This is a genomic window from Burkholderia sp. BCC0398 (genome assembly GCF_902833245.1).
In the GTDB taxonomy this organism is placed as follows: Bacteria; Pseudomonadota; Gammaproteobacteria; order Burkholderiales; family Burkholderiaceae; genus Burkholderia; species Burkholderia sola.
The window spans coordinates 227454-252241 of sequence record NZ_CADFEM010000002.1 but is presented as its reverse complement, the minus strand read 5'-3'; the positions used below and the strand labels follow the sequence as shown (position 1 = coordinate 252241).

At 67.6% G+C, this 24788-nt stretch carries 25 protein-coding genes and 1 other RNA gene; 9 read left to right on the top strand and 17 right to left on the bottom strand.

The window, feature by feature from the left end; genetic code table 11:
* Positions 1 to 174: 174 nt before the first annotated feature.
* Positions 175 to 1089, bottom strand: a complete 915-nt coding sequence (locus HWX76_RS05005) for a class II glutamine amidotransferase (protein WP_176015573.1) — start codon at positions 1087 to 1089, stop codon at positions 175 to 177.
* Between the two features lie 204 nt (positions 1090 to 1293).
* On the opposite strand from HWX76_RS05005, the gene pyrC reads away from it, so the two are divergent.
* Positions 1294 to 2358, top strand: a complete 1065-nt coding sequence (pyrC, locus tag HWX76_RS05000; protein WP_176015572.1) for a dihydroorotase — start codon at positions 1294 to 1296, stop codon at positions 2356 to 2358.
* A 107-nt stretch (positions 2359 to 2465) separates the two neighbouring features.
* An RNA gene (gene rnpB, locus HWX76_RS04995) (RNase P RNA component class A) lies at positions 2466 to 2877 on the top strand.
* A gap of 67 nt (positions 2878 to 2944) precedes the next feature.
* Here the strand turns inward: rnpB and HWX76_RS04990 are convergent.
* Both HWX76_RS04990 and HWX76_RS04985 read right to left on the bottom strand, forming a co-directional pair.
* Entirely contained in the window at positions 2945 to 3409 is a 465-nt protein-coding gene (locus HWX76_RS04990) for an OsmC family protein (RefSeq protein ID WP_074801272.1), read from the bottom strand.
* Positions 3410 to 3819: 410 nt separating this feature from the next.
* Positions 3820 to 4116, bottom strand: coding sequence for a DUF1090 family protein (locus HWX76_RS04985; RefSeq protein WP_050013809.1), 297 nt, complete (start codon positions 4114 to 4116; stop codon positions 3820 to 3822).
* 311 nt (positions 4117 to 4427) lie between these two features.
* Here HWX76_RS04985 and rplM point away from each other — a divergent pair, with 311 nt between their 5' ends.
* From rplM to erpA, 3 genes are all read left to right on the top strand, one after another.
* A complete protein-coding gene (gene rplM, locus HWX76_RS04980) occupies positions 4428 to 4856 on the top strand; it encodes a 50S ribosomal protein L13 (RefSeq protein WP_009687896.1) in 429 nt (142 codons plus the stop codon).
* 10 nt (positions 4857 to 4866) lie between these two features.
* A complete protein-coding gene (gene rpsI / locus HWX76_RS04975) occupies positions 4867 to 5259 on the top strand; it encodes a 30S ribosomal protein S9 (protein ID WP_006476904.1) in 393 nt (130 codons plus the stop codon).
* A 216-nt stretch (positions 5260 to 5475) separates the two neighbouring features.
* A complete protein-coding gene (erpA, locus tag HWX76_RS04970; protein ID WP_006759918.1) occupies positions 5476 to 5847 on the top strand; it encodes an iron-sulfur cluster insertion protein ErpA in 372 nt (123 codons plus the stop codon).
* A 108-nt stretch (positions 5848 to 5955) separates the two neighbouring features.
* On the opposite strand, the gene HWX76_RS04965 is transcribed toward erpA, so the two are convergent.
* Complete coding sequence (locus HWX76_RS04965) at positions 5956 to 7104, bottom strand: anhydro-N-acetylmuramic acid kinase (protein ID WP_050013808.1); 1149 nt, start codon at positions 7102 to 7104, stop codon at positions 5956 to 5958.
* Between the two features lie 142 nt (positions 7105 to 7246).
* On the opposite strand from HWX76_RS04965, the gene tyrS reads away from it, so the two are divergent.
* Genes tyrS through HWX76_RS04950 form a run of 3 tightly spaced genes read left to right on the top strand, consistent with a single transcriptional unit; the run spans position 7247 to position 9632 of the window.
* Positions 7247 to 8488 (top strand): tyrosine--tRNA ligase, encoded by a 1242-nt coding sequence (tyrS, locus tag HWX76_RS04960; protein WP_176015571.1) that lies wholly within the window; start codon positions 7247 to 7249, stop codon positions 8486 to 8488.
* Positions 8485 to 8943 (top strand): D-aminoacyl-tRNA deacylase, encoded by a 459-nt coding sequence (dtd, locus tag HWX76_RS04955; protein ID WP_006483442.1) that lies wholly within the window; start codon positions 8485 to 8487, stop codon positions 8941 to 8943. The genes tyrS and dtd overlap by 4 nt, the downstream gene beginning before the upstream one ends.
* Positions 8944 to 8966: 23 nt before the next feature.
* The gene (locus HWX76_RS04950) at positions 8967 to 9632 is read left to right on the top strand and encodes a histidine phosphatase family protein (protein ID WP_050013806.1); all 666 of its coding nucleotides are present in this window, start codon (positions 8967 to 8969) and stop codon (positions 9630 to 9632) included.
* Positions 9633 to 9695: 63 nt separating this feature from the next.
* Here the strand turns inward: HWX76_RS04950 and HWX76_RS04945 are convergent, their stop codons facing one another.
* The 10 genes from HWX76_RS04945 to HWX76_RS04900 form a co-directional block, all read right to left on the bottom strand.
* A complete protein-coding gene (locus HWX76_RS04945; protein WP_176015570.1) occupies positions 9696 to 10823 on the bottom strand; it encodes a ParB/Srx family N-terminal domain-containing protein in 1128 nt (375 codons plus the stop codon).
* Between the two features lie 160 nt (positions 10824 to 10983).
* Entirely contained in the window at positions 10984 to 11934 is a 951-nt protein-coding gene (locus HWX76_RS04940) for an oxygenase MpaB family protein (protein WP_176015569.1), read from the bottom strand.
* 24 nt (positions 11935 to 11958) lie between these two features.
* Positions 11959 to 13029 (bottom strand): Holliday junction branch migration DNA helicase RuvB, encoded by a 1071-nt coding sequence (gene ruvB / locus HWX76_RS04935; RefSeq protein WP_124651604.1) that lies wholly within the window; start codon positions 13027 to 13029, stop codon positions 11959 to 11961.
* A gap of 108 nt (positions 13030 to 13137) precedes the next feature.
* Positions 13138 to 13719 (bottom strand): Holliday junction branch migration protein RuvA, encoded by a 582-nt coding sequence (gene ruvA / locus HWX76_RS04930; protein ID WP_031402135.1) that lies wholly within the window; start codon positions 13717 to 13719, stop codon positions 13138 to 13140.
* A gap of 183 nt (positions 13720 to 13902) precedes the next feature.
* Positions 13903 to 14445 (bottom strand): crossover junction endodeoxyribonuclease RuvC, encoded by a 543-nt coding sequence (ruvC, locus tag HWX76_RS04925; protein ID WP_069616742.1) that lies wholly within the window; start codon positions 14443 to 14445, stop codon positions 13903 to 13905.
* 154 nt (positions 14446 to 14599) lie between these two features.
* Positions 14600 to 16165, bottom strand: coding sequence for a bifunctional phosphoribosylaminoimidazolecarboxamide formyltransferase/IMP cyclohydrolase (purH, locus tag HWX76_RS04920; protein ID WP_050013802.1), 1566 nt, complete (start codon positions 16163 to 16165; stop codon positions 14600 to 14602).
* Between the two features lie 44 nt (positions 16166 to 16209).
* Positions 16210 to 16443, bottom strand: a complete 234-nt coding sequence (locus HWX76_RS04915; RefSeq protein WP_017333386.1) for a Fis family transcriptional regulator — start codon at positions 16441 to 16443, stop codon at positions 16210 to 16212.
* The gene (gene dusB, locus HWX76_RS04910; protein ID WP_069616741.1) at positions 16440 to 17507 is read right to left on the bottom strand and encodes a tRNA dihydrouridine synthase DusB; all 1068 of its coding nucleotides are present in this window, start codon (positions 17505 to 17507) and stop codon (positions 16440 to 16442) included. The genes HWX76_RS04915 and dusB overlap by 4 nt, the downstream gene beginning before the upstream one ends.
* A 137-nt stretch (positions 17508 to 17644) precedes the next feature.
* Positions 17645 to 18832 (bottom strand): UbiH/UbiF/VisC/COQ6 family ubiquinone biosynthesis hydroxylase, encoded by a 1188-nt coding sequence (locus HWX76_RS04905; RefSeq protein WP_089488170.1) that lies wholly within the window; start codon positions 18830 to 18832, stop codon positions 17645 to 17647.
* Positions 18833 to 18869: 37 nt separating this feature from the next.
* Complete coding sequence (locus HWX76_RS04900; protein WP_124594287.1) at positions 18870 to 20255, bottom strand: aminopeptidase P N-terminal domain-containing protein; 1386 nt, start codon at positions 20253 to 20255, stop codon at positions 18870 to 18872.
* 187 nt (positions 20256 to 20442) lie between these two features.
* On the opposite strand from HWX76_RS04900, the gene HWX76_RS04895 reads away from it, so the two are divergent.
* A complete protein-coding gene (locus tag HWX76_RS04895) occupies positions 20443 to 21054 on the top strand; it encodes a glutathione S-transferase N-terminal domain-containing protein (protein WP_050013917.1) in 612 nt (203 codons plus the stop codon).
* Positions 21055 to 21164: 110 nt separating this feature from the next.
* On the opposite strand, the gene HWX76_RS04890 is transcribed toward HWX76_RS04895, so the two are convergent.
* From HWX76_RS04890 to HWX76_RS04880, 3 genes are all read right to left on the bottom strand, one after another.
* Positions 21165 to 22784, bottom strand: a complete 1620-nt coding sequence (locus tag HWX76_RS04890) for an FMN-binding glutamate synthase family protein (RefSeq protein ID WP_050013798.1) — start codon at positions 22782 to 22784, stop codon at positions 21165 to 21167.
* A 119-nt stretch (positions 22785 to 22903) separates the two neighbouring features.
* Positions 22904 to 24064 (bottom strand): tRNA 2-thiouridine(34) synthase MnmA, encoded by a 1161-nt coding sequence (mnmA, locus tag HWX76_RS04885; protein ID WP_124630590.1) that lies wholly within the window; start codon positions 24062 to 24064, stop codon positions 22904 to 22906.
* Positions 24061 to 24570: an NUDIX hydrolase gene (locus HWX76_RS04880; RefSeq protein WP_050013796.1), complete on the bottom strand. Its 510-nt coding sequence runs from the start codon at positions 24568 to 24570 to the stop codon at positions 24061 to 24063. The genes mnmA and HWX76_RS04880 overlap by 4 nt, the downstream gene beginning before the upstream one ends.
* Positions 24571 to 24788 lie beyond the last annotated feature (218 nt).

The following is a 24788-nucleotide window of genomic DNA, read 5'->3' as shown; positions in this document are numbered from 1 at the left end:
AAATCAAGCGAATGTTGCGTGACGTCGATTCGTTGCGCCGGGTGGTGGCCGAAATGAAACCGTATTGGCCGGAGCCGGGCGATTTGCGTCGATGACGGGCGTCGTCGGACGCATCGTACGACGCACGCGGCAAGCAGGAAGCGAGCAGAAAGCGGACGCGGCCGATGCCGCACTTCAGAAATCGATCGCGTCGTCGGCATCGCCGTCGGCCGCGGTGGCGAGCGCTTCGCGCACCACCGTGCGCGGTGCGGACGCCGACGCGTCGAGCGACGGGTTGCGCAGCTTCTCGAGCACGCGCGCGGGCACCGGAATCTGCATCCGCGCGGCGACGTCGCCGCACTGGAACATGATCAACTCGCCCGGCTCGAATGCGGTCCAGACTTCGTTGTCGGTGAGCGGCTGCGTCGCGATCACCGCGACGCGATCCTCGGGCGTCGTGTATTTCGCGAAGTCGATCGACAGGTCTTCGTCGACGAGATGCGCGGTCGAGAACGGCCAGCGCCGCACGAGGTAGTGCAGCCGCGTCGAGCAGTGCGCGAAGAGCGCCTGGCCGTTCGACATCAGGAAATTGAACACGCCGTGATCGGTGATGCCGCGCGTCAGTTCGCCGACCCGCTCGAACAGCTCGGGCAGCGGCGGCTGCGCGCCGGGAAAGGCTTCGCGCAGCCCCTGCATCAGCACGCAGAACGCCTGTTCGCTGTCGGTCGTGCCGACCGGATGGTAGACGCTGCCGTCCATGTCCGGTGCGTAGTCCTGCAGGTCGCCGTTATGCGCGAAGATCCAGTGCCGGCCCCACAGCTCGCGCATGAACGGATGGCTGTTCTCGAGCAGGATGTGCCCTTGCGTCGCCTTGCGGATGTGCGCGATCGTGTTCTTGGACTTGATCGGGTAGCGCTTCACCATTTCGGCGATCGGCGACGTGGCCGAGGCCTGGTGATCGATGAAGAGGCGGCAGGCCTTGTCTTCGAAGAACGCGATGCCCCAGCCGTCGGCATGGTGATCGGTGAGCCCACCCCGGGCCGCGAAACCTGTGAAGGAGAATGTGACGTCCGTCGGCGCGGCGCAGTTCATTCCAAGGAGTTGGCACATTTTACGTGGGGCGGCAGGCTGAAGCGGGGGTAACGAACCGGGCGAACCCCGGTACAATGCGGCTTCTAGCATATCACCGAGCCCTGAGCGGTAAAAAGCGGATTCCGCTGGCCAAAGGCCCCGTGTTGCGGTTTGCCGTCAATCGGCCCGTGCACGCGCGTTCCGGCCCCGCCGATCGCAAGCCCGTTCCTCACGACGCCTCCTATGACTGCCTCGAACGCTTCCTCCCCGGCGACGCTTTCGCTCGCCCGTCCCGACGACTGGCACCTGCACCTTCGCGACGGCGACATGCTCGCCGCCGTGCTGCCGCACACCGCCCGCCAGTTCGGCCGCGCCATCGTCATGCCGAACCTGAAGCCGCCGGTCACGACCACCGCGCAGGCGCAGGCCTATCGCGCGCGCATCTTCGGCGCACTGCCGGCCGGGATGACGTTCGAACCGCTGATGACGCTGTACCTGACCGACAACACGCCGCCCGACGAAATCCGCCGCGCCCGCGAAAGCGGCTTCGTGCACGGCGTGAAGCTGTATCCGGCAGGCGCGACGACGAATTCCGACCATGGCGTCACCGATCTCGCGAAATGCGCGAAGACGCTCGAGGCGATGCAGGAAACCGGCATGCCGCTGCTCGTGCACGGCGAGGTGACCGATGCGTCGATCGACCTGTTCGACCGCGAAAAGGTGTTCATCGACCGCGTGATGACGCCGCTGCGCCGCGATTTCCCGGGTCTGAAGGTCGTGTTCGAACACATCACGACGAAGGACGCGGCCGACTACGTGCGCGATGCGGAGGCGGCGCCCGGTCTGCTCGGCGCGACGATCACCGCGCATCACCTGCTGTACAACCGCAACGCGCTGTTCGTCGGCGGGATTCGCCCGCATTACTACTGCCTGCCGGTGCTCAAGCGCGAGACGCATCGCGTGGCGCTGGTCGAGGCCGCGACGTCGGGCAACCCGCGCTTCTTCCTCGGCACCGACAGCGCGCCGCATGCGCGCGGCGCGAAGGAAACCGCGTGCGGCTGCGCGGGCTGCTACACGGCGCTGCACGCGCTCGAACTGTACGCGGAAGCATTCGACACCGCCGGCGCGCTCGACAAGCTGGAAGGGTTCGCGAGCTTCTTCGGCGCCGATTTCTACGGGCTGCCGCGCAGCGCCGAGACGGTCACGCTGCGCCGCGAGGCGTGGGAGTTGCCGCGCGAGATCTTCGCGGGCGATACGCCGGTCGTGCCGCTGCGCGGTGGCGAGGCGATCGGCTGGAAACTCGCGTGAGCGGCGCGCCGCCGCGCGAACCCGGTCGCGTCGATCCGGCCGTGTTTCGCCGTGGCGGTGGCTCGCGCGCTGCCGACCGCGGCGCGCAGTGCTAGAATGCGCGTCGCAAAGCAGGCCAGGCAGTCGCGGCCTCGCCGCCTTCGGGCGCGCGGGGGCGAGGAAAGTCCGGACTCCACAGGGCAGGGTGATGGCTAACGGCCATCCGTGGCGACACGCGGAACAGGGCAACAGAAAGCAAACCGCCGATGGCCCGGCGCAAGCCGGGATCAGGTAAGGGTGAAACGGTGCGGTAAGAGCGCACCGCGGCGACGGCGACGTTCGCCGGCACGGTAACCTCCACCCGGAGCAATTCCAAGTAGGCAGGCGCGCATTTTCGGATGCAGGACGGGGCCCCCGTCTCGTCTGCGGGTAGGAAGCTTGAGCGCGTCAGCAATGGCGCGCCTAGAGGAATGGCTGCCACGCGTTGCGCGCTTCGGCGCGCGGCGTGCACAGAATCCGGCTTATCGGCCTGCTTTGCCGCTCGAATGCGAAAGGGCCGGCGCTCCCTGCGGAGCGCCGGCCCTTTTTTCATGCGCGCGCCGCGCGATCAGGCGGCGACGATGTCGAACGAATGCGTGAGTTCGGCCGTTTTCGCGATCATGATCGACGCGGAGCAATACTTGTCGTGCGACAGGTTGATCGCGCGTTCGACCGTGGCCGGGTTCAGGTTGCGGCCGGTGACCGTGAAGTGGAAGTGCACCTTCGTGAACACCTTCGGATCTTCGCTCGCGCGCTCGGCCTTCAGCGTGACCGAGCAGCCGCTCACTTCCTGGCGGCTCTTCTTCAGGATCAGCACGACGTCATAAGCCGTGCAGCCGCCGGTGCCGAGCAGCACCATCTCCATCGGACGCGGCGCGAGGTTGTGGCCGCCGCCTTCGGGCGCGCCGTCCATCGTGACGAGATGCCCGCTGCCGGTCTCGGCGGAAAACGCCATGCCGTCCTGGCCCATCCAGCTTACTTTGCATTCCATGCTTGCGCTCCAGCGTTGCCTGATTCGGATTCGATCCGGCATTGTAGCCCGCGGCGCAACGGTCGGCTGATGCGCTGCAAGACGAGCAATGCCGGCGCCGAGCGAGCGGCGCGGCGAGCGGCGATTTCCCGGCTGAATTTAGGGGTTTTGCTCTAGATGCGGGCGGTTTGAAGTCGTGCGTGACGCACTTATATGCTTGATTTTGAATGGAAATTCATTTGCGTAAGCTTTTCGATTTGCATCCCATATCGTGGGAGTTGATTTCGCAATGCAAATTTTCTTGTGGACTCGGTCGGGCATTCGTATAATGACTCTCATTGGTTGTCGCGCTGCGGCAACCTCCGAATGTCTCCTCCACCCTCCTCCTGAGGTGGATTAAGCCCGAACCAGCCGTTCGGGCTTTTTTTCGTCCCATGCAAACATCGGCGCGCGGCTTGCGCGCGTCGGCACCGTCACGCGGGCTGCCGCGCGGCCGGCTGCGACGTCGCGTCCGGCGGCGTGCCGCGCGAGTCGGCCTCCGGCGCCGGTGCAGGGGCGGCCGACGCGTGGCCGCGTGCGCAGAAGTGGCGGACGCGTTCGCGCACCGCGCGCAGGCGCACGATGCGGTCTTCGGCATGGGCGGTTCGGGCTTCGGCGATGCGTGCATCGAGCGCGTCGAGCTTGGCTTCGCAGCCGGACGCGGCGACGGCGGGCGCCGCGGCGGCCAGCAGCGCGGCCGCGAGGAAGGGCGTAAGTCGTTGTTTCATCATGCTGGTTTGTTGTTTTTCGGGTTTGGCCGGTCTGGCGCGGCAAGGTCATGTGCCGCACGTCGATGGGTGCCGCCGCAGGCGCTCGGTTCGCCTGGCTTGTCGGGGCACGACCGGATTTTGGCCCATTTCGGCCGCCGCGAACACGGGGCGTGGATTCTCTTTGACCACGCAGCCGTATTTCCTTTATAATTCAGGGCTTTTCCGCATTCATGCCCACGGAAAAAGAACAGGGAGAGCCTGCACCGCGCCTCGAAGCGCACACAGACAAGCAGGAAGAACACATCGGGCAAAGCATTTTTTTTGGATCGATCATGAAGACGTTTTCCGCAAAAGCCCATGAGGTGACGCGCGAATGGTACGTGATTGACGCGACGGATAAGGTTCTCGGCCGTGTTGCCAGCGAAGTGGCACGCCGTCTGCGCGGCAAGCACAAGCCTGAGTTCACCCCGCACGTCGACACTGGTGATTTCATCATCATCATCAACGCGAGCAAGTTGAAGGTCACGGGCAACAAGACGCTGGACAAGAAGTACTACCGTCACTCGGGCTACCCGGGCGGTATCTATGAAACGACGTTCGGCAAGATGCAAGAGCGCTTCCCGGGCCGCGCGCTCGAGAAGGCGGTCAAGGGCATGCTGCCGAAGGGCCCGCTCGGCTACGCGATGATCAAGAAGCTGAAGGTCTACGCAGAAGCGACGCATCCGCACTCGGCTCAACAGCCGAAGGCGCTCGAGATCTAAGGGGACCCACATGATCGGTAACTGGAACTACGGTACGGGCCGCCGCAAGAGCGCAGTCGCACGTGTCTTCATCAAGGCTGGCAAGGGCGACATCATCGTCAACGGCAAGCCCATCGCTGACTACTTCTCGCGCGAAACGTCGCTGATGATCGTGCGTCAGCCGCTGGAACTCACGAACCACGGCCAGACGTTCGACATCAAGGTGAACGTCAACGGCGGCGGCGAAACGGGTCAGGCAGGCGCAGTGCGCCACGGCATCACCCGTGCACTGATCGACTACGATGCGACGCTCAAGCCGTCGCTGTCGAGCGCAGGCTTCGTCACGCGCGATGCGCGTGAAGTCGAGCGTAAGAAGGTCGGTCTGCGCAAGGCACGCCGCGCAAAGCAGTTCTCGAAGCGTTAATTCCGCTTCATGGCCTCGCCGCCTTCGGGCGGCGTCCGCCGGAAAAACCGCCAGCTTTCACGCTGGCGGTTTTTTTATGTCCGCTACCGGGCCGCTGCGGCGGCCCCCGCGCGGGCGCGTTTGATGAAATCGACAAGAACCTATTGATTTCATGGACTTCAGCACGATCTTCTGATCGGCCCTACAATAGCGGCTAAAGCTTTTTGGAGAGTTCGAATGAACGCTGTTACCGAATCCGCAGCAACGACGACCGATATGCCGCTGCCGTTCGTCTTCACCGACGCCGCGGCCGACAAGGTCAAGCAACTGATCGACGAAGAGGGCAATCCCGACCTCAAGCTGCGCGTGTTCGTGCAGGGTGGCGGCTGCTCGGGCTTCCAGTATGGCTTCACGTTCGACGAGGAAGTCAACGAGGACGACACCGTGATGAACAAGAACGGCGTCCAGCTCCTGATCGACTCGATGAGCTACCAGTACCTGGTCGGCGCCGAGATCGACTACAAGGACGACCTCAACGGCGCCCAGTTCGTGATCAAGAACCCGAACGCGACCACCACCTGCGGGTGCGGTTCGTCGTTCTCGGTCTGAGCACACGGCAGATCCGCGCCGGTTCTGCCGGAATGAAAAACGGGGCTTCATGCCCCGTTTTTTTATACGCGCCCGCCTTGTAGCGCTCGCCGCGCGGCGAGTATCGCATCAGCGCGGATAGAGCGCGCCGAGCACGCGGTTGCCGGCTGCGCCGGTGACCGTCGCGAGATTGCCGGGCTGGCGCGCGGTGAAGCGGTACGCGAGCCACGCGAACGCGAGCGCTTCGACCTGCTGCGGCGGCACGCCGAGCGCGGCCGTCGTATCGACGGTGGCCGGCACGCCGGCCTCCCGCAGCGCGTGCCGGAGCCCATCGAGCAACACCGGGTTGCGTGCGCCGCCGCCGCATACGAACACGGCCTTGCAGCCCGGTGCGTGCTGCGCGATGTCGCGCGCCACCGACACGGCGGTGAGCGCGGTGAGCGTGGCTTGCACGTCCTCCGGCGCAACCTGCGCGAATGCGGCGAGCTTCGTATCGAGCCACGCGGGATTGAACAGGTCGCGTCCGGTGCTTTTCGGCGGCGGCGCGGTGAAATACGGTTCGTCGAGCAACGTGTCGAGCAGCGGCGCGTGGACGGTGCCGCGTGCGGCGAACTTGCCGCCGTCGTCGTACGGCTTGCCCAGATGGCGGGTCGCCCACGCATCGATCAGCGCATTCGCCGGGCCACAGTCGAAGCCGCGCACGTCGCCGCCCGCGTTGGGCAGGATCGTGATGTTGCTGATTCCGCCGAGATTGCAGACGACCCGCGTTTCGCCCGGCGCGCCGAACACCGTCGCATGGAACGCCGGCGCGAGCGGCGCGCCGTGGCCGCCGGCGGCCACGTCGCGGCTGCGGAAATCGGCGATCACGTCGACCTGGGTCAGCTCGGCGAGCAGCGCCGGATTGTTGAGCTGGCGCGTATAGCCGCGCTCGGGGCGATGGCGCACTGTCTGGCCGTGCACGCCGATCGCGCGGATCTCGTCGCGCGACAGCCCGGCCGTGCGCTGCAATTCGTGGCAGCACACCGCATAGCGCGTGACGAGCGCATTCGCCGCGAGCGATTCGCGGTCGATCTCGTTGTCGCCGGGCTGCTGCAGCGCGAACAGCGCGTCGCGCAGCGATTGCGCGAAGCCGACGAACGCTTCCGCGAGCACGACCGGCGCGCGGCCGGCCTCGAAACGCACGGCGACGCCGTCGACGCCGTCCATGCTGGTTCCAGACATCAGCCCGAAGTAGATGCCGTCTGCCGGATCGGCATGCTGCGGCGGTCGTTGCGGCACGTTGGGTTCTCCTGGATCGTGCGGCGCGGGCCGGTCCCGCGCGCCTTGCGCCCGATTATCCGCGCAACGTGACGCGTCGTTAAGCGATGCGCGCGCAAGTTATGGGAAAATCCCTGTTTTTGCGACATTCTTCCTGGCACCGATGAGCACCGAACCCAGTTCCAAGCCCGTTTTCCCGATCACCGACGAAGTCCGGCATGCGCTCGCCGTCACGAAGCGCGGCGTCGACGAGCTGCTGATCGAGGAAGAGTTCGCGCAGAAGCTCGCGCGCAGCGCAGCCACCGGCACGCCGCTTCGCATCAAGCTCGGGCTCGATCCGACCGCACCGGACATCCACATCGGCCATACGGTCGTGCTGAACAAGATGCGCCAGCTGCAGGACCTCGGCCATACGGTGATCTTCCTGATCGGCGATTTCACGTCGCTGATCGGCGATCCGTCGGGCCGCAACGCGACGCGCCCGCCACTCACGCGCGAGCAGATCGAATCGAACGCGAAGACCTACTTCGAGCAGGCCGCGCTCGTGCTCGATCGCGACAAGACCGAGATCCGCTACAACAGCGAATGGTCGATGCCGCTCGGCGCGGACGGGATGATCAAGCTCGCGTCGCGCTACACGGTCGCGCGGATCCTCGAGCGCGAGGATTTCACGAAGCGCTTCCAGGGCGGCGTGCCGATCTCGATCCACGAATTCCTGTACCCGCTGATGCAGGGCTACGATTCGGTCGCGCTGAACGCCGATCTCGAACTCGGCGGCACCGACCAGAAGTTCAACCTGCTGGTCGGCCGCGAACTGCAGAAGCAGTACGGCCAGGAACAGCAGTGCATTCTCACGATGCCGCTGCTCGAAGGCCTCGACGGCGTCGAGAAGATGTCGAAGTCGAAGGGCAACTACGTCGGCATCAGCGAGAAGCCGACCGACATGTTCGGCAAGCTGATGAGCATCTCGGACACGCTGATGTGGCGTTACTTCGAGCTGCTGTCGTTCCGCAGCCTCGATGAAATCGCCGGCTTCAAGCGCGACGCCGAAGGCGGCCGCAACCCGCGCGACTTCAAGGTGCTGCTCGCGCAGGAAATCGTCGCGCGATTCCATTCGCGGGCCGACGCAGAGCGCGCGCTCGAGGACTTCAACCACCGCGCGAAGGGCGGCGTGCCGGACGACATTCCGTCCGTCACGCTGGCCGGCGCGCCGCTCGCGATCGGTCAGTTGCTGAAACAGGCCGGCCTCGTGCCGTCGACGAGCGAAGCGCTGCGCAACATCGATCAGGGCGGCGTGAAGATCGACGGCGCGACCGTGTCCGACAAGGGCCTGAAGGTCGAGGCCGGCGAATTCGTCGTGCAGGTCGGCAAGCGCCGCTTCGCACGCGTCACGCTGACCCCATGATCGCGCTGATCCAGCGCGTGACGCGCGCCGACGTGCGCGTCGGCGGCCGCACGACCGGCGAGATCGGCGCGGGGCTGCTCGCGCTGGTCTGCGCGGAGCGCGGCGATACCGAGGCCGCGGCCGACAAGCTGCTCGCGAAGCTGCTCGGCTACCGCGTGTTCAGCGACGCAGCCGGCAAGATGAACCTGCCGGTATCGAACATCGACGGCGAAGGCCGCGCGGGCGGCCTGCTGCTCGTGTCGCAGTTCACGCTCGCGGCCGATACGAACAGCGGGCTGCGTCCGAGCTTCACGCCCGCCGCGCCGCCCGACGAAGGCGCGCGGCTGTTCGACTATTTCGTCGCGGCCGCGCGGGCGCGCCATCCCGTCGTCGAGACGGGCGAGTTCGGCGCCGACATGCAGGTGTCGCTGGTCAACGACGGCCCCGTGACGTTCTGGCTGCAAGTGCGGCCGTGATTCTTCCCCGGAGGCGCGCCGCGATGGCCACCACGCAGATTCTTTTCATCCGCCATGGCGAGACGGCCTGGAACCGCATCAAGCGCATCCAGGGGCATATCGACATCCCGTTGGCCGATACGGGGCTCGCGCAGGCGCAGCGGCTGGCGGCGCGGCTCGGGCGGGACGCGCGCGACGGCGCGCGGATCGACGCGGTGTATTCGAGCGACCTGATGCGCGCGCAACAGACCGCCCAACCGTTTGCCGATGTGCTCGGGCTGCCGCTGCTGCTGCGCGAAGGGTTGCGCGAACGCTCGTACGGCGCATTCCAGGGGCACGACAGCACCGAGATCGAGGCGCTGTTTCCGGACGCGTATGCGGCGTGGCAGACGCGCGATCCCGGCTTCGCGCCGGAGGGCGGCGAGTCGCAGCGCGAGTTTTATCACCGCGTGCTGCATGCGCTCGAACCGATCGTCGCCGCGCATCCGGGCGGCCGGATCGCATGCGTCGCGCACGGCGGCGTGCTCGATTGCGTGTATCGCTTCGCGAACGGGATCGAGCTGTCGGCGCCGCGCAACTATCAGTTGCTCAATACCAGCATCAACGTCGTCGATTACGTGGATGGCCGCGCGCAGGTCGTGCAGTGGGCCGACGTGTCGCATCTCGAAGCCGCGAGCGACGATGACGACGGGTACCGCAAGGTGCTTTGAGCACGCGGGGCCCGTCCGGCATGGCATGGCCGGGCCGGGGCTCCCTTCCTTCCGGCGTGACGCTTACTGCGGCAGCCCGTGGCGCGTCTTGTAGTCGAGCGCGTACGCGATCTTGCCGGGCTTGTCGGCCGTGATCGGCTGGCGCAGCTTGTCGAATTCCCCCTTGCTGTATTTCTTCCCGCCGTTGATCGCATCGGCGCGCCCGAGGTCGGCGCCCGTCTTGCCGTCGATCACGGGGTCCGTGGCCGCGACCATCCGCGTCGACGCATTCCAGACCGCATTCAGATAGCCCGTGTCGGCCTTTGCCGGATCGGGATCGGTCGCGCCGGGCCGCGTCAGGTCGTAGCCGGCCAGCGCGAACGTGTCCGGTTGCGCGCGCAGCCAGTCGGCCCAGTAGAACTCGAGGTAGTCGGTCGCTTGTGCGGGTTTGCCGTAACCGATGTCGCGCGTGAAATAGACGAGTGATCGATAGCGGTCGTTCGTCATCCCGAGTGTCAGGCCGAGGCCGGTCGGCAGTTGCGCGGTCGTGATCGGCTTGCCTTCGCCGTTCTTCAGGCGCAGATAGCCGCGGCTTTGCATCTGCTGCCAGAACACGTCGCCCGAGTAGTCGCCGAGGTTGTCCTTGACGACGACGTGCACGTGCAGCGCCGGGCCGCCGTCGGGCGTCTCGTAGTAAGTCGACAGGCCGTGGTGGCCGTCCGTCAGGTACAGCGCATCGCCGTTCGGGCCGATCACGACGGGGTTCAGCACCGAGCGGTCTCGAGCGTTCGCGTCGGTCGTCGCGCACCTGTAGCTGGCCGGCTCGCGCAGCGACGATCGGGCCGTGTAGCCGCTCGATGCGACGCCGCCGAGGCCTTCGTCCGCGCAGAAGTCGTCGAACTTCTTGTCGGGCTGCCGTTCGTAGCGGCCGAGCTTGTAGTAGATCTGGTCGTAGCCGATCGCTCCCTGCGTCGGATGGAGATCGCCGAGCGTCACGTCGATCAGGTCGCCGGCGCGGGCGGCTTTCCACTTGCCCGGTTGCGGCCGGGTGGTCGCGGGCGGCGTGGGGGCCCGTGCGGTCGTCGTGCCACCGGACGGCGGTTGTGCGTCCATGCGCGCGACGGCGGCGACATCGTCGCCTCCGCACGCGGCGAGGGCGAAGACGGTGGACAGGCTGGCGGCAACGGCGAAACGGATCGGCAGGCGTGGCATCGCGGGCATCGGGCGTCGGTCGGGTGGGCGGGCGGGCGGGACTTCGCGCGGGTCAGTGGGCGTCGACGACGAGCAGACGTGCGACCGTGCGCGGGTGCAAGCCCGTCGGCTTGCCACAGCTATTTGACAGCCAATTGAAATGATCGGAACAAGCGGACCGTCAGACAGACGGGGTGCCGTCGGACGGGGAGGCCGTCGCGCGGCGGCGCGCACGCTTCGACGCGCCGTTCACGAGCGCCCAGCGCAGCACGGGCGCAACCGCGCGTATGCCGGGCCGGACCAGCGCACTGCGCAACGGCGCGAACGTCGACACGCCGAGCATGCGCTGCGCCCACGGCGGCAGCAGGTCGATCCCGGCATGCATCACCAGCGACGCGGCAGGCCGCAGCGCGGGCTTCGCGACCGGCACGTTCAGCAGGATGGACATCACGTCGAACGTACGCGACCCGGCTTCGAGTTCGGGCAGCATGCGCGCGAGATAGGCGGCGACCTCGGCGCGCGAACGCGGCACCTCGCGGGCGCCGAGCAACTCGGCGATCAGCGCCGTCTCCGCGTAATAGCGGTCCTGCAGTTCGCCCGACAGCGCCGGATTCACGTAACGCAGATGCGCGGCGAGGAAGCTCGACACTTCCGCGACATGCACCCAGGTCAGCAACGCGGGATCGTCGGCGCGGTACGGCCGGCCGTCCGGCGCGCTGCCCGAGACGCGCGCATGGATCGTTTTCACGCGCTCGATCAGCGCGAGCGCGTCCGCGCGGCTGCCGAACGTCGTCCCCGTGATGAACGTGGCGGTGCGCCGCAAGCGGCCGAAGATGTCGGTGCGGAACGACGAATGATCCCAGACGCCCGCGAGTGCGAGCGGGTGGAGCGCCTGCAGCAGCAGCGCGGCGATGCCGCCCGTCATCATCGACGTGAAATCGGCATGCACGCGCCAGCACACGGCGTCGGGGCCGAATAGCCCGGGATCGCCCGGCGGCGAAGAGAGATCGATCGACGGACCGCCGCCGCCGGCCGTCAGGTGCGTGATGCCGGCCACGAGCCGCTTGCGGATCGGTTCCGCCCAGCGCGGGCCCGGCACGGTGGTGGGGTGGCGGCTGGGCGGCGTCGTCATGGCGGGTGCGGCTCGGGCGACGGATTACTTCCCGTCCGGGGTATCCCACTCGTCGCGTTCGGTGCGGCGGGCATCGGGCACCGACAGCCCGAAGTGGCGATACGTGAGCAGCGTCGCGACGCGCCCGCGTGGCGTGCGCTGCAGGAAGCCCTGCTGGATCAGGTACGGTTCGAGCACGTCCTCGATCGTGTCGCGCTCCTCGCCGATCGCTGCCGCGAGGTTGTCGATGCCGACCGGGCCGCCGTCGAACTTGTACAGGATCGCCTCGAGCAGCTTGCGGTCCATCAGGTCGAAGCCGACCGGATCGACGTCGAGCATCGCGAGCGCGGCGTCGGCCACCGCCGCGGTGATCTGGCCGTCGGCCTTCACTTCCGCGAAGTCGCGCACGCGGCGCAGCAGCCGGTTCGCGATCCGCGGCGTGCCGCGCGCGCGCTTCGCGATTTCCAGCGCGCCGTTCGGATCGATCTGCGCATTCAGCAGTGATGCCGAGCGCTGCACGATGCGCGACAGTTGACCGGCGTCGTAGAACTCGAGGCGCGCGACGATCCCGAAACGATCGCGCAGCGGGTTGGTGAGCATCCCGGCACGGGTGGTCGCGCCGACCAGCGTGAACGGCTGCAGGTCGAGCTTCACGCTGCGCGCGGCCGGGCCTTCGCCGATCATGATGTCGATCTGGTAATCCTCGAGCGCCGGATACAGGATTTCCTCGACGACCGGCGACAGCCGGTGGATTTCGTCGATGAACAGCACGTCGTTCGCTTCGAGGTTCGTCAGCAGCGCGGCGAGATCACCCGCGCGCTCGAGCACGGGGCCCGACGTCTGGCGCAGGTTCACGCCCATCTCGCGCGCGATGATGTGGGCGAGCGTCGTCTTGCCGAGACCCGGCGGCCCGAACAGCAGCACGTGGTCGAGCGGCTCGGCGCGGCGCTTCGCGGCTTCGATGAAGATCTCGAGCTGGCCGCGCACCTTTTCCTGGCCGACGTAGTCGTCGAGCTGGCGCGGCCGCAGCGCACGTTCGAACACCTCCTCGTGCGACGAGGTGGGCGTGGCCGCGATGATCCGCTGCTCGGTGGCGAGTTTGTCGGTTTCAATCATGCGGCCATTGTACCGCGCGACGGCGCCCGGACCACCTGGCCGAACGGCCGACTGGCGCGTGCCGCGCGGCGGCGCGACACTGACTTCGACGGCCGGATCGACCGCGCGTTACGCCTTCGACAGCGCCTTCAGCGCGAGCTTGATGCCTTCGGACACGCCGGTGCCGGCCGGCACGTTCTTGATCGCGGCCAGGCCTTCCTTTTCGGAGTAGCCGAGCGCGAGCAGCGCGTTGAGGATGTCGGTCGCATGGTCGGACGGCGACGCGGCGCCAGCGAGCGCGCCGAGGTCGGCGCCGAGCTTGCCCTTCAGTTCGAGCAGCAGGCGCTCGGCCGTCTTCTTGCCGATGCCGGGCAGCCGCGTGAGGCGGGCGGCGTCCTGCATCGTCACGGCCTGCGCGAGCTCCTGTACGCTCATGCCGGACAGCACGGCGAGCGCCATGCGCGCGCCGATGCCGGTGATCTTCAGCAGCTCGCGGAAGGTCGTGCGCTCCTGCGGCGTCAGGAAGCCGTACAGCAGGTGCGCGTCCTCGCGGACGATCTGCTGCGTGAGCAGCACGATGCGCTCGCCCGTTTGCGGCAGGTTGTAGAAGGTGCTCATCGGCACGTCGATTTCGTAGCCGACGCCGTTGCAGTCGACGAGCAGATGAGGCGGGTTCTTTTCGAGCAGGATGCCGGCGATGCGACCGATCATGGAGGACGGGATGCGAGGAAGAAAGCGCGAGTGTAGCGCACGCGCGGCGCAATGCCGATGGGCGCGGCCGTCAGGCCGAAGCGGCGCGTGTCGCGGGTGTGTCGGGCGTGGGTAGAACGGTGAAGGTGGTCAACGCGGCCAACGCAGTCGAGCCGACGTACGTGCCGCGGCGCACGACCGGCGTCAGCCGACCAGCCGGCCGCGCCGCACGCGCAGCCCTTTCTGCGCGAGCGCCGGCGCGAGGCCGCCCAGCGTGCTGAGCGTGTCGCCGCCGTGCGCGTGGCAGATCGCCATGCCGAGCGCGTCGGCGGCGTCGGAGCCCGGCTGGCCGGACAGGTTGAGCAGCCGCGTGACCATTTCCTGCATCTGCGTCTTGGTCGCGCGGCCGTAGCCGACCACCGCCTGCTTGAGCTGCAGCGCCGTGTATTCGGCGACCGGCAGCCCGCCCGCGACGAGCCCGCAGATCGCGGCGCCGCGCGCCTGGCCGAGCAGCAGCGTCGACTGCGGGTTCACGTTGACGAACACCTTTTCGATCGCGGCCTGGTCGGGCGCGTGTTCGCGCACGATCGTCGAGACGCCCTGGAAGATCGTGCCGAGCCGGGTGGCCAGGTCGGCCGTCGGCGTGCGGATCACGCCGCTCGTGACATAGGCGAGCCGGTGGCCGCTGACGTCGATGACGCCGAAGCCGGTGACGCGCAGGCCGGGGTCGATGCCGAGAATTCGCATGAGTGAGGAGAGTGGCGTGATGCAGCGATACTACAACGAATGGTGCGGCAAGCCGATCGCCCGGTCGTGCGCGACGGCGCCGCGCAATAAAAAACCCGGCGGGAGTGATGCCGCCGGGTTCCCGTGCAGCGGCCGCGCGGGCCGCATGCGGCGATCAGTGACGGAAGTGGCGCACGCCCGTCAGGACCATCGCGATGCCGTGCTCGTCGGCCGCCGCGATCACTTCGTCGTCGCGCATCGAGCCGCCCGGCTGGATCACGCAGGTCGCGCCGGCCGCCACGACGACGTCGAGGCCGTCACGGAACGGGAAGAACGCATCCGACGCGACGGCCGAACCGGCGAGCGTGAGGCCCGCGTTCTGCGCCTTGATGCTCGCGATGCGCGCGGAATCGACGCGGCTCATCTGACCGGCGCCGACGCCGAGCGTCATGCCGTTGCCGCAGAACACGATCGCGTTCGACTTCACGTACTTCGCGACGCGCCAGGCGAACAGCAGGTCGTCCATTTCCTTCGCGGTCGGCTGGCGCTTCGTGACGACGCGCAACTCGCTCGGCTGCACGTTGCGCGAATCGAGCGACTGCACGAGCAGGCCGCCGCCCACGCGCTTCAGGTCGAATGCGTTATGGCCGTCGCCCAGTGCGATCTCGAGCAGGCGGACGTTCTGCTTCGCGGCGAACACCTGCTTCGCGGCGTCCGTGAACGACGGCGCGATCAGCACTTCGACGAACTGCTTCGCCACCGCTTGCGCGGCCGCTTCGTCGACTTCGCGGTTGAACGCGATGATGCCGCCGAACGCGGAGGTCGGATCGGTCTGGAACGCCTTCGCATACGCGTCGGCCGAGTCGTTGCCGACCGCGACGCCGCACGGGTTCGCATGCTTGATGATCACGCAGGCCGGCGCGTCGAACGTCTTCACGCATTCCCACGCCGCGTCCGAATCCGCGATGTTGTTGTACGACAGTTCCTTGCCCTGCAGCTGGCGGTAGTTCGCCAGCGCACCGGCCGGCGTCGCGAGGTCGCGGTAGAACGCCGCGCTCTGGTGCGGGTTCTCGCCGTAGCGCAGGTCCTGCACCTTGTCGAACGCCATGTTGAGCGTGGCCGGATACGCGCTGCGCGATGCGTGCTGCAGCTCGTCGGTCAGGCTCGTCAGGTAGTTCGTGATCGCGCCGTCGTATTGCGCGGTATGCGCGAACACCTTCGTCGCGAGACGGAAGTTGGTCGGGTAGCCGATGGTGTTGCCGTTCGCCTTCATTTCATCGAGCACGACCGCGTAGTCGGCCGGGTCGACGACGACCGTCACGTCGCGGTGGTTCTTCGCGGCCGAGCGCAGCATCGTCGGGCCGCCGATGTCGATGTTCTCGATCGCGTCGGCGAGCGTGCAGTCGTCCTTCGCGATCGTCGCGACGAACGGATACAGGTTCACGACCAGCAGGTCGATCGTCGGGATGCCGTGCTGTTCCAGCGCCTGCATGTGCTCGGGCAGGTCGCGGCGGGCGAGGATGCCGCCGTGCACCTTCGGGTGCAGCGTCTTCACGCGCCCATCGAGCATTTCCGGGAAGCCGGTGTAATCGGCCACTTCGGTCACGGGCAGGCCGGCGTCGGCGAGGAGTTTCGCGGTGCCGCCCGTCGACAGCAGCTTGACGCCGAGGTCGGACAGCGACTTCGCGAAGTCGACGATGCCGGTCTTGTCGGAAACGGAAATGAGCGCTTGCTTGATCATGATGGAACCACCAATAGCCAGGGAAACGGGGACGGGACGGCCGCCTACAGCAGGCCGTGCTGCTGCAGCTTCTTGCGCAGCGTATTGCGATTGATGCCGAGGTACTCGGCGGCGAGCGACTGGTTGCCGCCGGCCTGGTCGAGCACGACCTCGAGCATCGGCTTTTCGACGCAGGACATCACCATTTCATAGACGTCGTGCGGATTGGAGCCGTCTAGATCCCGGAAATACACGTCCAGGCTCTCGCGGACACATTGTTCGATGTTGTGCTTGCTCATGCTGCTAACTGGTTATGGTCGTCCGACTCGCCCTGGCTGTTTTCCGCATCGTCATCGACGTAGACGAGGTGGTCCGACAGCGCCTTTTGCGCCTCGAAGAATGCATTGACGGCGGCGAGCTGCTCGCGGGTGGAATCGAGCGTGTTCATTCGGTGCCGGAACCCGTTGGCACCGGAAAGGCCGCGAGTGTACCAGCCGATGTGCTTGCGCGCAGTACGGACCCCGGTGAATTCGCCATAGAAAGCGTAGTGGTCTTCCAGGTGTTCGTTCATCACGTGCTGGATCTCGTCGATCCGCGGCGGGGGCAGCAGCTCGCCGGTTTGCAGGAAATGATCGATTTCGCGGAACAGCCACGGCCGGCCTTGCGCGGCGCGACCGATCATCAGCGCGTCGGCGCCGGTTGCATCGAGCACGGCCTTCGCCTTGGCGGGCGACGTGATATCGCCGTTCGCGACGACCGGAATGCGTACGGCCGCCTTCACGGCCGCGATGGTGTCGTATTCGGCGTCGCCGCGGTACAGGTCGGCGCGCGTGCGGCCGTGCACGGTGAGCATCGAGATGCCGGCCGCCTCGGCCAGGCGCGCGACCGTGATCGCGTTCTTGTGCTCGCGGTCCCAGCCGGTGCGGATCTTCAGCGTGACGGGCACCGCGTCGGGCCCGGTGCCGACCGCCGCGACGACGGCCTCGACGATCCGCTGCACGAGCGGCTCGTTCTGCAGCAGCGCGGAGCCGGCCGCGACGTTGCAGACCTTCTTCGCCGGGCAGCCCATGTTGATGTCGATGATCTGTGCGCCGTTGTCGACGTTGTAGCGGGCCGCTTCGGCCATCATCGCCGGATCGGCGCCGGCGATCTGCACCGCGATCGGCTCGACTTCGCCTTCGTGGTTCGCGCGCCGCATCGTCTTCGCGCTTTTCCACAGCTGCGCGTTGGACGCGACCATCTCGGACACGGCGTAACCGGCCCCCAGCCGTTTGCACAGCTGGCGGAACGGACGATCCGTCACCCCGGCCATCGGGGCGACGAACAGGTTGTTACGCAATACGTGAGGGCCGATAACGGGCATCGCAATGGCGCCGCCCGCGACACGCGCGGGCAGGGGAAGGGAAGACGGAAAACGGGCATTTTACCGTATTCCCATGCCCCGCCGATTTGACCCGGTTTGCCTGGATTGCCCGGAGAGGCTGTGCGGCGCGCCGCGCGTCAGTTGCGCTGGCCGAACATCATCTGGCGTGCGATCGCCTTCTTGAGCGGCGGCACGAATTCGAGCGCGGTGAGCGCCGCGCCGCGCAGCAGCGGAAGCGGGCCCGAGTCGATCGTAAACAGCCGCGCCAGCGTGTCGGTCGCGCCGATCGTGAAGCGCCGGTCGAGCGCGCGGCGCGCGTTGAAGGCCGCGAGCGCGGTCGCTTCGAAGCCTTGCGCGGACAGCGTGTCGACGAGCGTGTGCGCATCGCGCAGCCCGAGGTTGAGCCCCTGGCCCGCCACCGGGTGCAGCGTCTGCGCGGCATTGCCGACGACCGCGACGCGGCCGCTGACGAGCGTCTGCGCGGCGTTCAGGCCGAGCGGGAACGACGCGCGCCCGGCGATCGCGACGAATTCGCCCATGCGTTCGCCGAACACGCTGCCGAGCTCGTGCAGGAACGCGTCGTCGGGCAGCGCGGCACGTCGTGCGGCTTCGTCGGGCGTGCAGCACCACACGAGCGAATACTCGGCCTGGCGCGGCCCGCCGAGCGGCAGCAGCGCGAGCGGGCCTTCGTGCGTGAAGCGTTCCCACGCGACGTTCGGGCGCGGCGCCGAGACCGTGACCGTGCCGACGAGCGCGGTCTGTCCGTAGTCGCGGCGATGCTTGCCTGCGTCGGCCTGCTGTTCGTGGAACAGCCCGCCTTCGGCATTGATGACGAGGCGCGCGCGCAGCGAGCGCTGGCCTTGCGGGCCGTCGAGCGTCAGCGTGACGCCGTCGGCGTCCTGCTGCGGCGCGCGTGCGGTGGTCGACGTGAGCCAGTCGACGCGCGTGCCGCGCACGGCGCCCGCGAGCGCCTGCACGATCGAGCCGTAGCGCACGACGTAGCCGAGCGCGGCGAGCGCGTGTTCGTCGCGGTCGATCAGCGTGCGGCCGAAATGGCCGCGCTGCGATACGTGGATATGTTCGATCGGCGTGGCGTCGGCCGGCCACGCGAGCGTGTCGAGCAGCACGCGGCTGCCGTGCGACACGGCGATCGCGCGCGGGTCGTTTGCGCTCGCGGCCGGTTCGCGCGCATCGATCAGCGCGATCGATGCATGCTGCGTCGCGCTGCGGCGCGCGAGCCAGCCGGCGAGCGCGAGCCCGACGGGGCCCGCGCCGACGATGGCGAGGTCGTAATCCGGCGTGGCCGGCGAGGAAGCGGTCGTCATCTTGATTCGTGAAACGGAGGGAACGGTCGGCGGCCGGTCATGCGCCCGCGCGCATCAGCGCCTCGATCTCGTCGGCCGCGACCGGCACGCCGCGCGTGATCAGTTCGCAGCCGTGCTCGCGCACGATCGCGTCGTCCTCGATGCGGATGCCGATGTTCCAGTACTCGGGCGGCACGTCGTCGGCCGCGCGCACGTACAGGCCGGGCTCGACGGTCAGCGTCATGCCCGGCCTCAGCGTGCGCCACGGCAGCGCGCCGTTCGCGTCGCGTTCGGCGAGCCGCTCGCGGTAGTCGCCGCAGTCGTGCACGTCCATGCCGAGCCAGTGGCCGGTGCGATGCATGTAGAAGCGCGTGTATGCGCGCTCGGCGATCACGTCGTCGACGCTCGAGAAGCGTGTTTTCGGGATGATGCCGGTGTCGAGCAGCCCTTGCGCAAGCACGCGTACGGCCGCGTCGTGCGGCGCCTCGAACGGCACGCCCGCGCGCGTCGCGTCGATCGCCGCCTGCTGCGCGGCGAGCACGATGTCGTACAGCGTGCGCTGCGCGGGCGAGAAGCGGCCGTTGGCCGGGAACGTGCGCGTGATGTCCGATGCATAGCCGTCGAGTTCGCACGCGGCGTCGATCAGGATCAGGTCGCCGTCCCGCGCTGCCGTGTTGCCGGCCGGGTAGTGCAGCACGCACGCATTCGCGCCGGCCGCGACGATCGACCCGTACGCGGGCGCCTGCGCGCCGTGCTTGCGGAACAGGTACAGCAGCTCGGCTTCGAGCTCGTATTCGCGGATGCCCGGGCGGCACACCTGCATCGCGCGGCGGTGCGCGAGCGCGGAGATGTGCGCGGCGCGCGTCATGATCGCGAGTTCGTGTTCGTCCTTCACGAGCCGCATGTCGTCGAGCAGCGGCGTGAGGTCGAGCAGCGCGTCCGGCGCGGCGACGCCCGTGCGCGCCTGCGCACGCACCGCGTCGATCCAGCCGGCGAGCTGACGCTCGAACTCGGCCGACGCGCCGAACCGGTAGTGCACGGTGCCCGCGTCGGCGAGCAGGCGCGGCATTTCGGTGTCGATCACGTCGGTCGCGAACGCCGCATCGAAGCCGAACGCGTCGCGCGCGGCGTCGGGACCGTAGTGAAAGCCTTCCCAGGTCTCGCGGTCGACGTTCTTGGCGCGGCAGAACAGGATCGATTCCGGCGCACCGTGCGGCGCGGCCGCGTTCAGCACGAGGACGGCATCCGGCTCGGTGAAGCCCGTCAGGTAATGGAAGTAGCTGTCGAACCGGTACGGGTAGGCCGTATCGCGGTTGCGCAGCATTTCCGGCGCGGTGGGGACGATGGCGACGCCGCCGCCCGCGGCACGCAGTGCGGCAAGCACGCGTTCACGGCGCTGGCGGTAGACGTCGACGGCGATGGCGGTATCGAGGGGCGCATTCATCGTTGGATTGTAGCGCCGCCGGGCGCCGCGCGTCAGGGCCGCGGCTGCAAGGCCCGCCCGGCGGGGCTCGGCGGCGGCTGTTGCAAACCTTCCACAGGCCGGACCGGCGATTTTCTGCCCGGCCGCGCGAGCCGGTTATGATCGACGACAACGTATACTCTCGGCGGTTCCCTTAAAAAGGCAGATGATGAAATTAATCGGTTCGCTCAGCAGCCCGTACGTCCGAAAGGCGCGGATCGTGCTTGCTGAAAAGAAGATCGACTACAAGCTGGAGCTCGAGAACGTGTGGGCGCCGGACACGAACATCCATGCATCGAACCCGCTCGGCAAGGTCCCGTGCCTGGTGATGGAGGATGGCGCCGCGGTGTTCGATTCCCGTGTGATCTGCGAATACGTCGATACGCTGTCGCCGGTCGGCAAGCTGATTCCGCCGTCGGGCCGCGAGCGCGTCGAAGTGCGCTGCTGGGAAGCGCTGGGCGACGGCGTGCTCGACGCAGCCGTCGCGATCCGTCTCGAACACACGATGCGCGACGAAGCGCAGCGCAGCGCGAGTTGGATCGCGCGCCAGCAACGCAAGATCGACGACGCGCTCGTCGCGATGTCGCAGGGTCTCGGCGGCAAGACGTGGTGCGTCGGCAATCATTACACGCTCGCCGACATCGCGCTCGGCTGCGCGCTCGGCTATCTCGACTTCCGGATGCCCGAGCTCAACTGGCGCGATCGCCACCCGAACCTCGACAAGCACTTCGTGAAGCTGCAGCAGCGACAGTCGTTCGCCGATACGCTGCCGCAGAGCTGAGCCGCGGCCCGGTCTTCACGCATTCGGCAGACGAAAGAAAAGCGCCCCGCGGGGCGCTTTTCTTTTTGCGGCGCAGGCCGCCCGCCGCCGCAGCGGGCTGGCCGCTTGCATCACTCGATCGACGCGTACACGGCTTCGCCGAGCGTGAACGAATCGCTGCGCGCGATCGGCCACCACTTGTCGTACAGCGAGAAGCCGCAGGTGTGGCCGTCGAGCAGCGCACCGGGTTTCAGGTACTTCAGCAGTTGCGACATCAGCCGCACCTCGTGCGGCGCGACCCGCTGCACGATGTGGTGCGCGCGCAGCTCGGACGGATGCGCGAGGCCGGCCGCCTGCACGAGTTCCTGCAGCGCATGCAGCGTATTGCGGTGGAAGTTGTACACGCGCTCGGCCTTGTCGGGCACGACGAGCGCGCGCTGGCGCACCGGGTCCTGCGTCGCGACGCCGGTCGGGCAGCGGTCGGTGTGGCAGTGCTGCGCCTGGATGCAGCCGACCGCGAACATGAAGCCGCGCGCCGAGTTCACCCAGTCCGCGCCGATCGCGAGCGTGCGCGCGATGTCGAACGCGGTGATGATCTTGCCGCTCGCGCCGAGCTTCACGCGGTCGCGCACGCCGATCCCGACGAGCGTGTTGTGCACGAGCAGCAGCCCTTCCTGCAGCGGCACGCCGACGTGGTCGGTGAATTCGAGCGGCGCCGCGCCCGTGCCGCCTTCCGCGCCGTCGACGACGATGAAGTCGGGCACGATGCCGGTCTCGAGCATCGCTTTCGCGATCCCGAAGAATTCCCACGGATGGCCGATGCACAGCTTGAAGCCGGTCGGCTTGCCGCCGGACAGCGTGCGCAGCCGCTCGACGAATTCGAGCAGCCCGCGCGGCGTCGAGAATTCCGAGTGCGTCGCGGGCGAGATGCAGTCCTTGCCCATCGGCACGCCGCGCGTCTCGGCGATTTCCGGCGTGATCTTCGCGGCCGGCAGCACGCCGCCGTGGCCCGGCTTCGCGCCCTGCGACAGCTTCACCTCGATCATCCTGACCTGCGGATCGGCGGCCTGCTTCGCGAACTTGTCGGGGTTGAACGTGCCGTCGTCGTTGCGGCAGCCGAAGTAGCCGGACGCGATTTCCCAGATGATGTCGCCGCCGTGCTCGCGGTGGTACTTCGACAGCGAGCCTTCGCCGGTGTCGTGCGCGAAGCCGCCTTTCTTCGCGCCGAGGTTCAGCGAGCGGATCGCGTTCGCGGACAGCGAGCCGAAGCTCATCGCCGAGATGTTGAAGATCGAAATGTCGTACGGTTGCGCGCGATTCGCGCCGACGCGGATGCGGAAATCGTGGTTCGGCAGCTTCGTCGGCGCGAGCGAATGGCTGATCCATTCGTGCGCGACGGCCTTCACGTTCAGCTCGGTGCCGTACGGACGGTTGTCGGCGACGTTCTTCGCGCGCTGGTAGACGAGGCTGCGCTGCGCGCGCGAGAACGGTTTTTCGTCGGTGTCGTCCTCGACGAAGTACTGGCGGATTTCAGGTCGGATGAACTCGAACAGGAAGCGGAAGTGGCCCCAGAGCGGGTAGTTCCGCAGGATCGCGTGGCGGTCCTGGTTCAGGTCGTACAGGCCGAGCGCGACGAGGGCGATGGGGATGGCGATCCACAGCCAGGAGAGTGCGTGGACCGACGCGAGGACGGCCGCCGCGACGAGCAGCAGCACGGCACACCACATCGCGAGGTAGCGTCTTGAAAGCATGGGGACTCCGTAAGAATTCTGGAATGCCGCCATGCGTACGCTGCGAAGGCGGCGCGCCGGCCGCGGCGGAATCGTGTTCCGCCGGGCGCGGCGTGCCGCAAGTCTAAACCGAATGGGTGTCAGCGTGCATCGGCGAGCGCCGGGGCCTGGCCGCCCGCCGCAGCCTGACCGGGCTGGCCGGTGCCCGCGGATTCGATGATGCCGCCGCCGAGGCAGATCTCGCCGTCATACAGCACGGCCGACTGGCCGGGCGTGACCGCCCACTGCGCGTCGTCGAACGCGAGCGAGAAGCGCGCTTCGCCTGCCGGGCCGGCGGCCGCAGTGCCGAATGCGCACGCCGCATCGGCCTGCCGGTAGCGCGTCTTCGCGCCGCACGAAAAGCCGTCGGCCGGCGGCTCGCCGGCGACCCAGCTCACGTTGCCTGCGACCAGTTCGCGCGACAGCAGCCACGGATGGTCGTGGCCCTGCACGACGTACAGCGCGTTCGACGCGATGTCCTTCGCGGCGACGAACCACGGCTCGCCGTTGCCGCTCTTGCTGCCGCCGAGGCCGATGCCCTTGCGCTGGCCGAACGTGTAGAACGCGAGGCCGATGTGCTCGCCGACCACCTTGCCGTCGGGCGTCTTCATCGGGCCGGGTTTCGTCGGCAGATAGCGGTTCAGGAAATCGCGGAACGGCCGCTCGCCGATGAAGCAGATGCCGGTCGAATCCTTCTTCTTCGCGTTTGGCAGCCCGATCTGCGCGGCGATCTCGCGCACCTTCGTCTTCGGGATCTCGCCGAGCGGGAACATCGTCTTCGACAGTTGCGCCTGGTTCAGCCGGTGCAGGAAGTACGACTGGTCCTTCGTATGATCGAATGCCTTCAGCAGTTCGAAACGCCCGTCGCGCTCGCGCACGCGCGCGTAGTGACCGGTCGCGATCATTTCCGCATCGAGCGACATCGCGTGGTCGAGGAACGCCTTGAACTTGATCTCGGCGTTACACAGCACGTCGGGGTTCGGCGTGCGGCCGGCCGAGTATTCGCGCAGGAACTCCGCGAACACGCGGTCCTTGTATTCCGCGGCGAAGTTGACGGCTTCCACGTCGATGCCGATCAGGTCGGCCACCGACACGACGTCGATCCAGTCCTGGCGCGTCGAGCAGTATTCGCCGTCGTCGTCGTCTTCCCAGTTCTTCATGAACAGGCCGACCACGTCGTAGCCCTGTTCCTTCAGCAGCCACGCGGTCACCGACGAGTCGACGCCGCCCGACATGCCCACCACTACACGACGCTTGCTCATTTGCTGACCGCCTGACGTTCGAATGCCTCGGGGCGCGGCGCGACCGAATGCGTGTGCACGAAATCGAGCGGAATGCGCCGCCCGGCGAGGTAGTCGTCGACGCAGCGCATCACCGCGGGCGAACGATGGCGCTCGCTGCAGGCGCGCAGTTCATCGGACGTCATCCACAGCGTGCGGACGATGCCGTCGTCGAGCGCATGGCCCGCGACCGGTTCGCCGGCCGTGCCGCAGAACGTGAAGCGCAGGTAGGTCGCGCCGGCGCTGCCGGGGCGATCGTAGTGCGCGAGATAGACGCCGACGAGCGCGTCGGGCGTGAACGGGTGCGCGGTTTCCTCGAGCGTTTCGCGGATCACGGCGTCGGCCAGCGTCTCGCCGGCTTCGAGGTGACCGGCCGGCTGGTTGATGCGCAGGCCCGTCGAGGTTTCTTCCTCGATCACGAGAAAGCGGCCGGCGCGCTCGACCAGCGCGGCGACCGTCACATGCGGGGTCCAGATTTCGGGTTTCATGGTTCGGCATTTTACCGGTTGCGCCCGAACGCTGCCGGCCGTTTCCGGCCGGGCCGCCCGCGGCCGGTCGCGCGTTAGTCGATCCGACCCTCGCAGATCGTCCGTCCCGGCGATGCATGACGGCAGCGACCAGACTCATGTCGCATTCGAGCACGGTCGTGCGCAAAGTGCTGGCGGGGCCATCGCTTTCGGTTAAAGTGCAGCGTGAACGCCGTTGC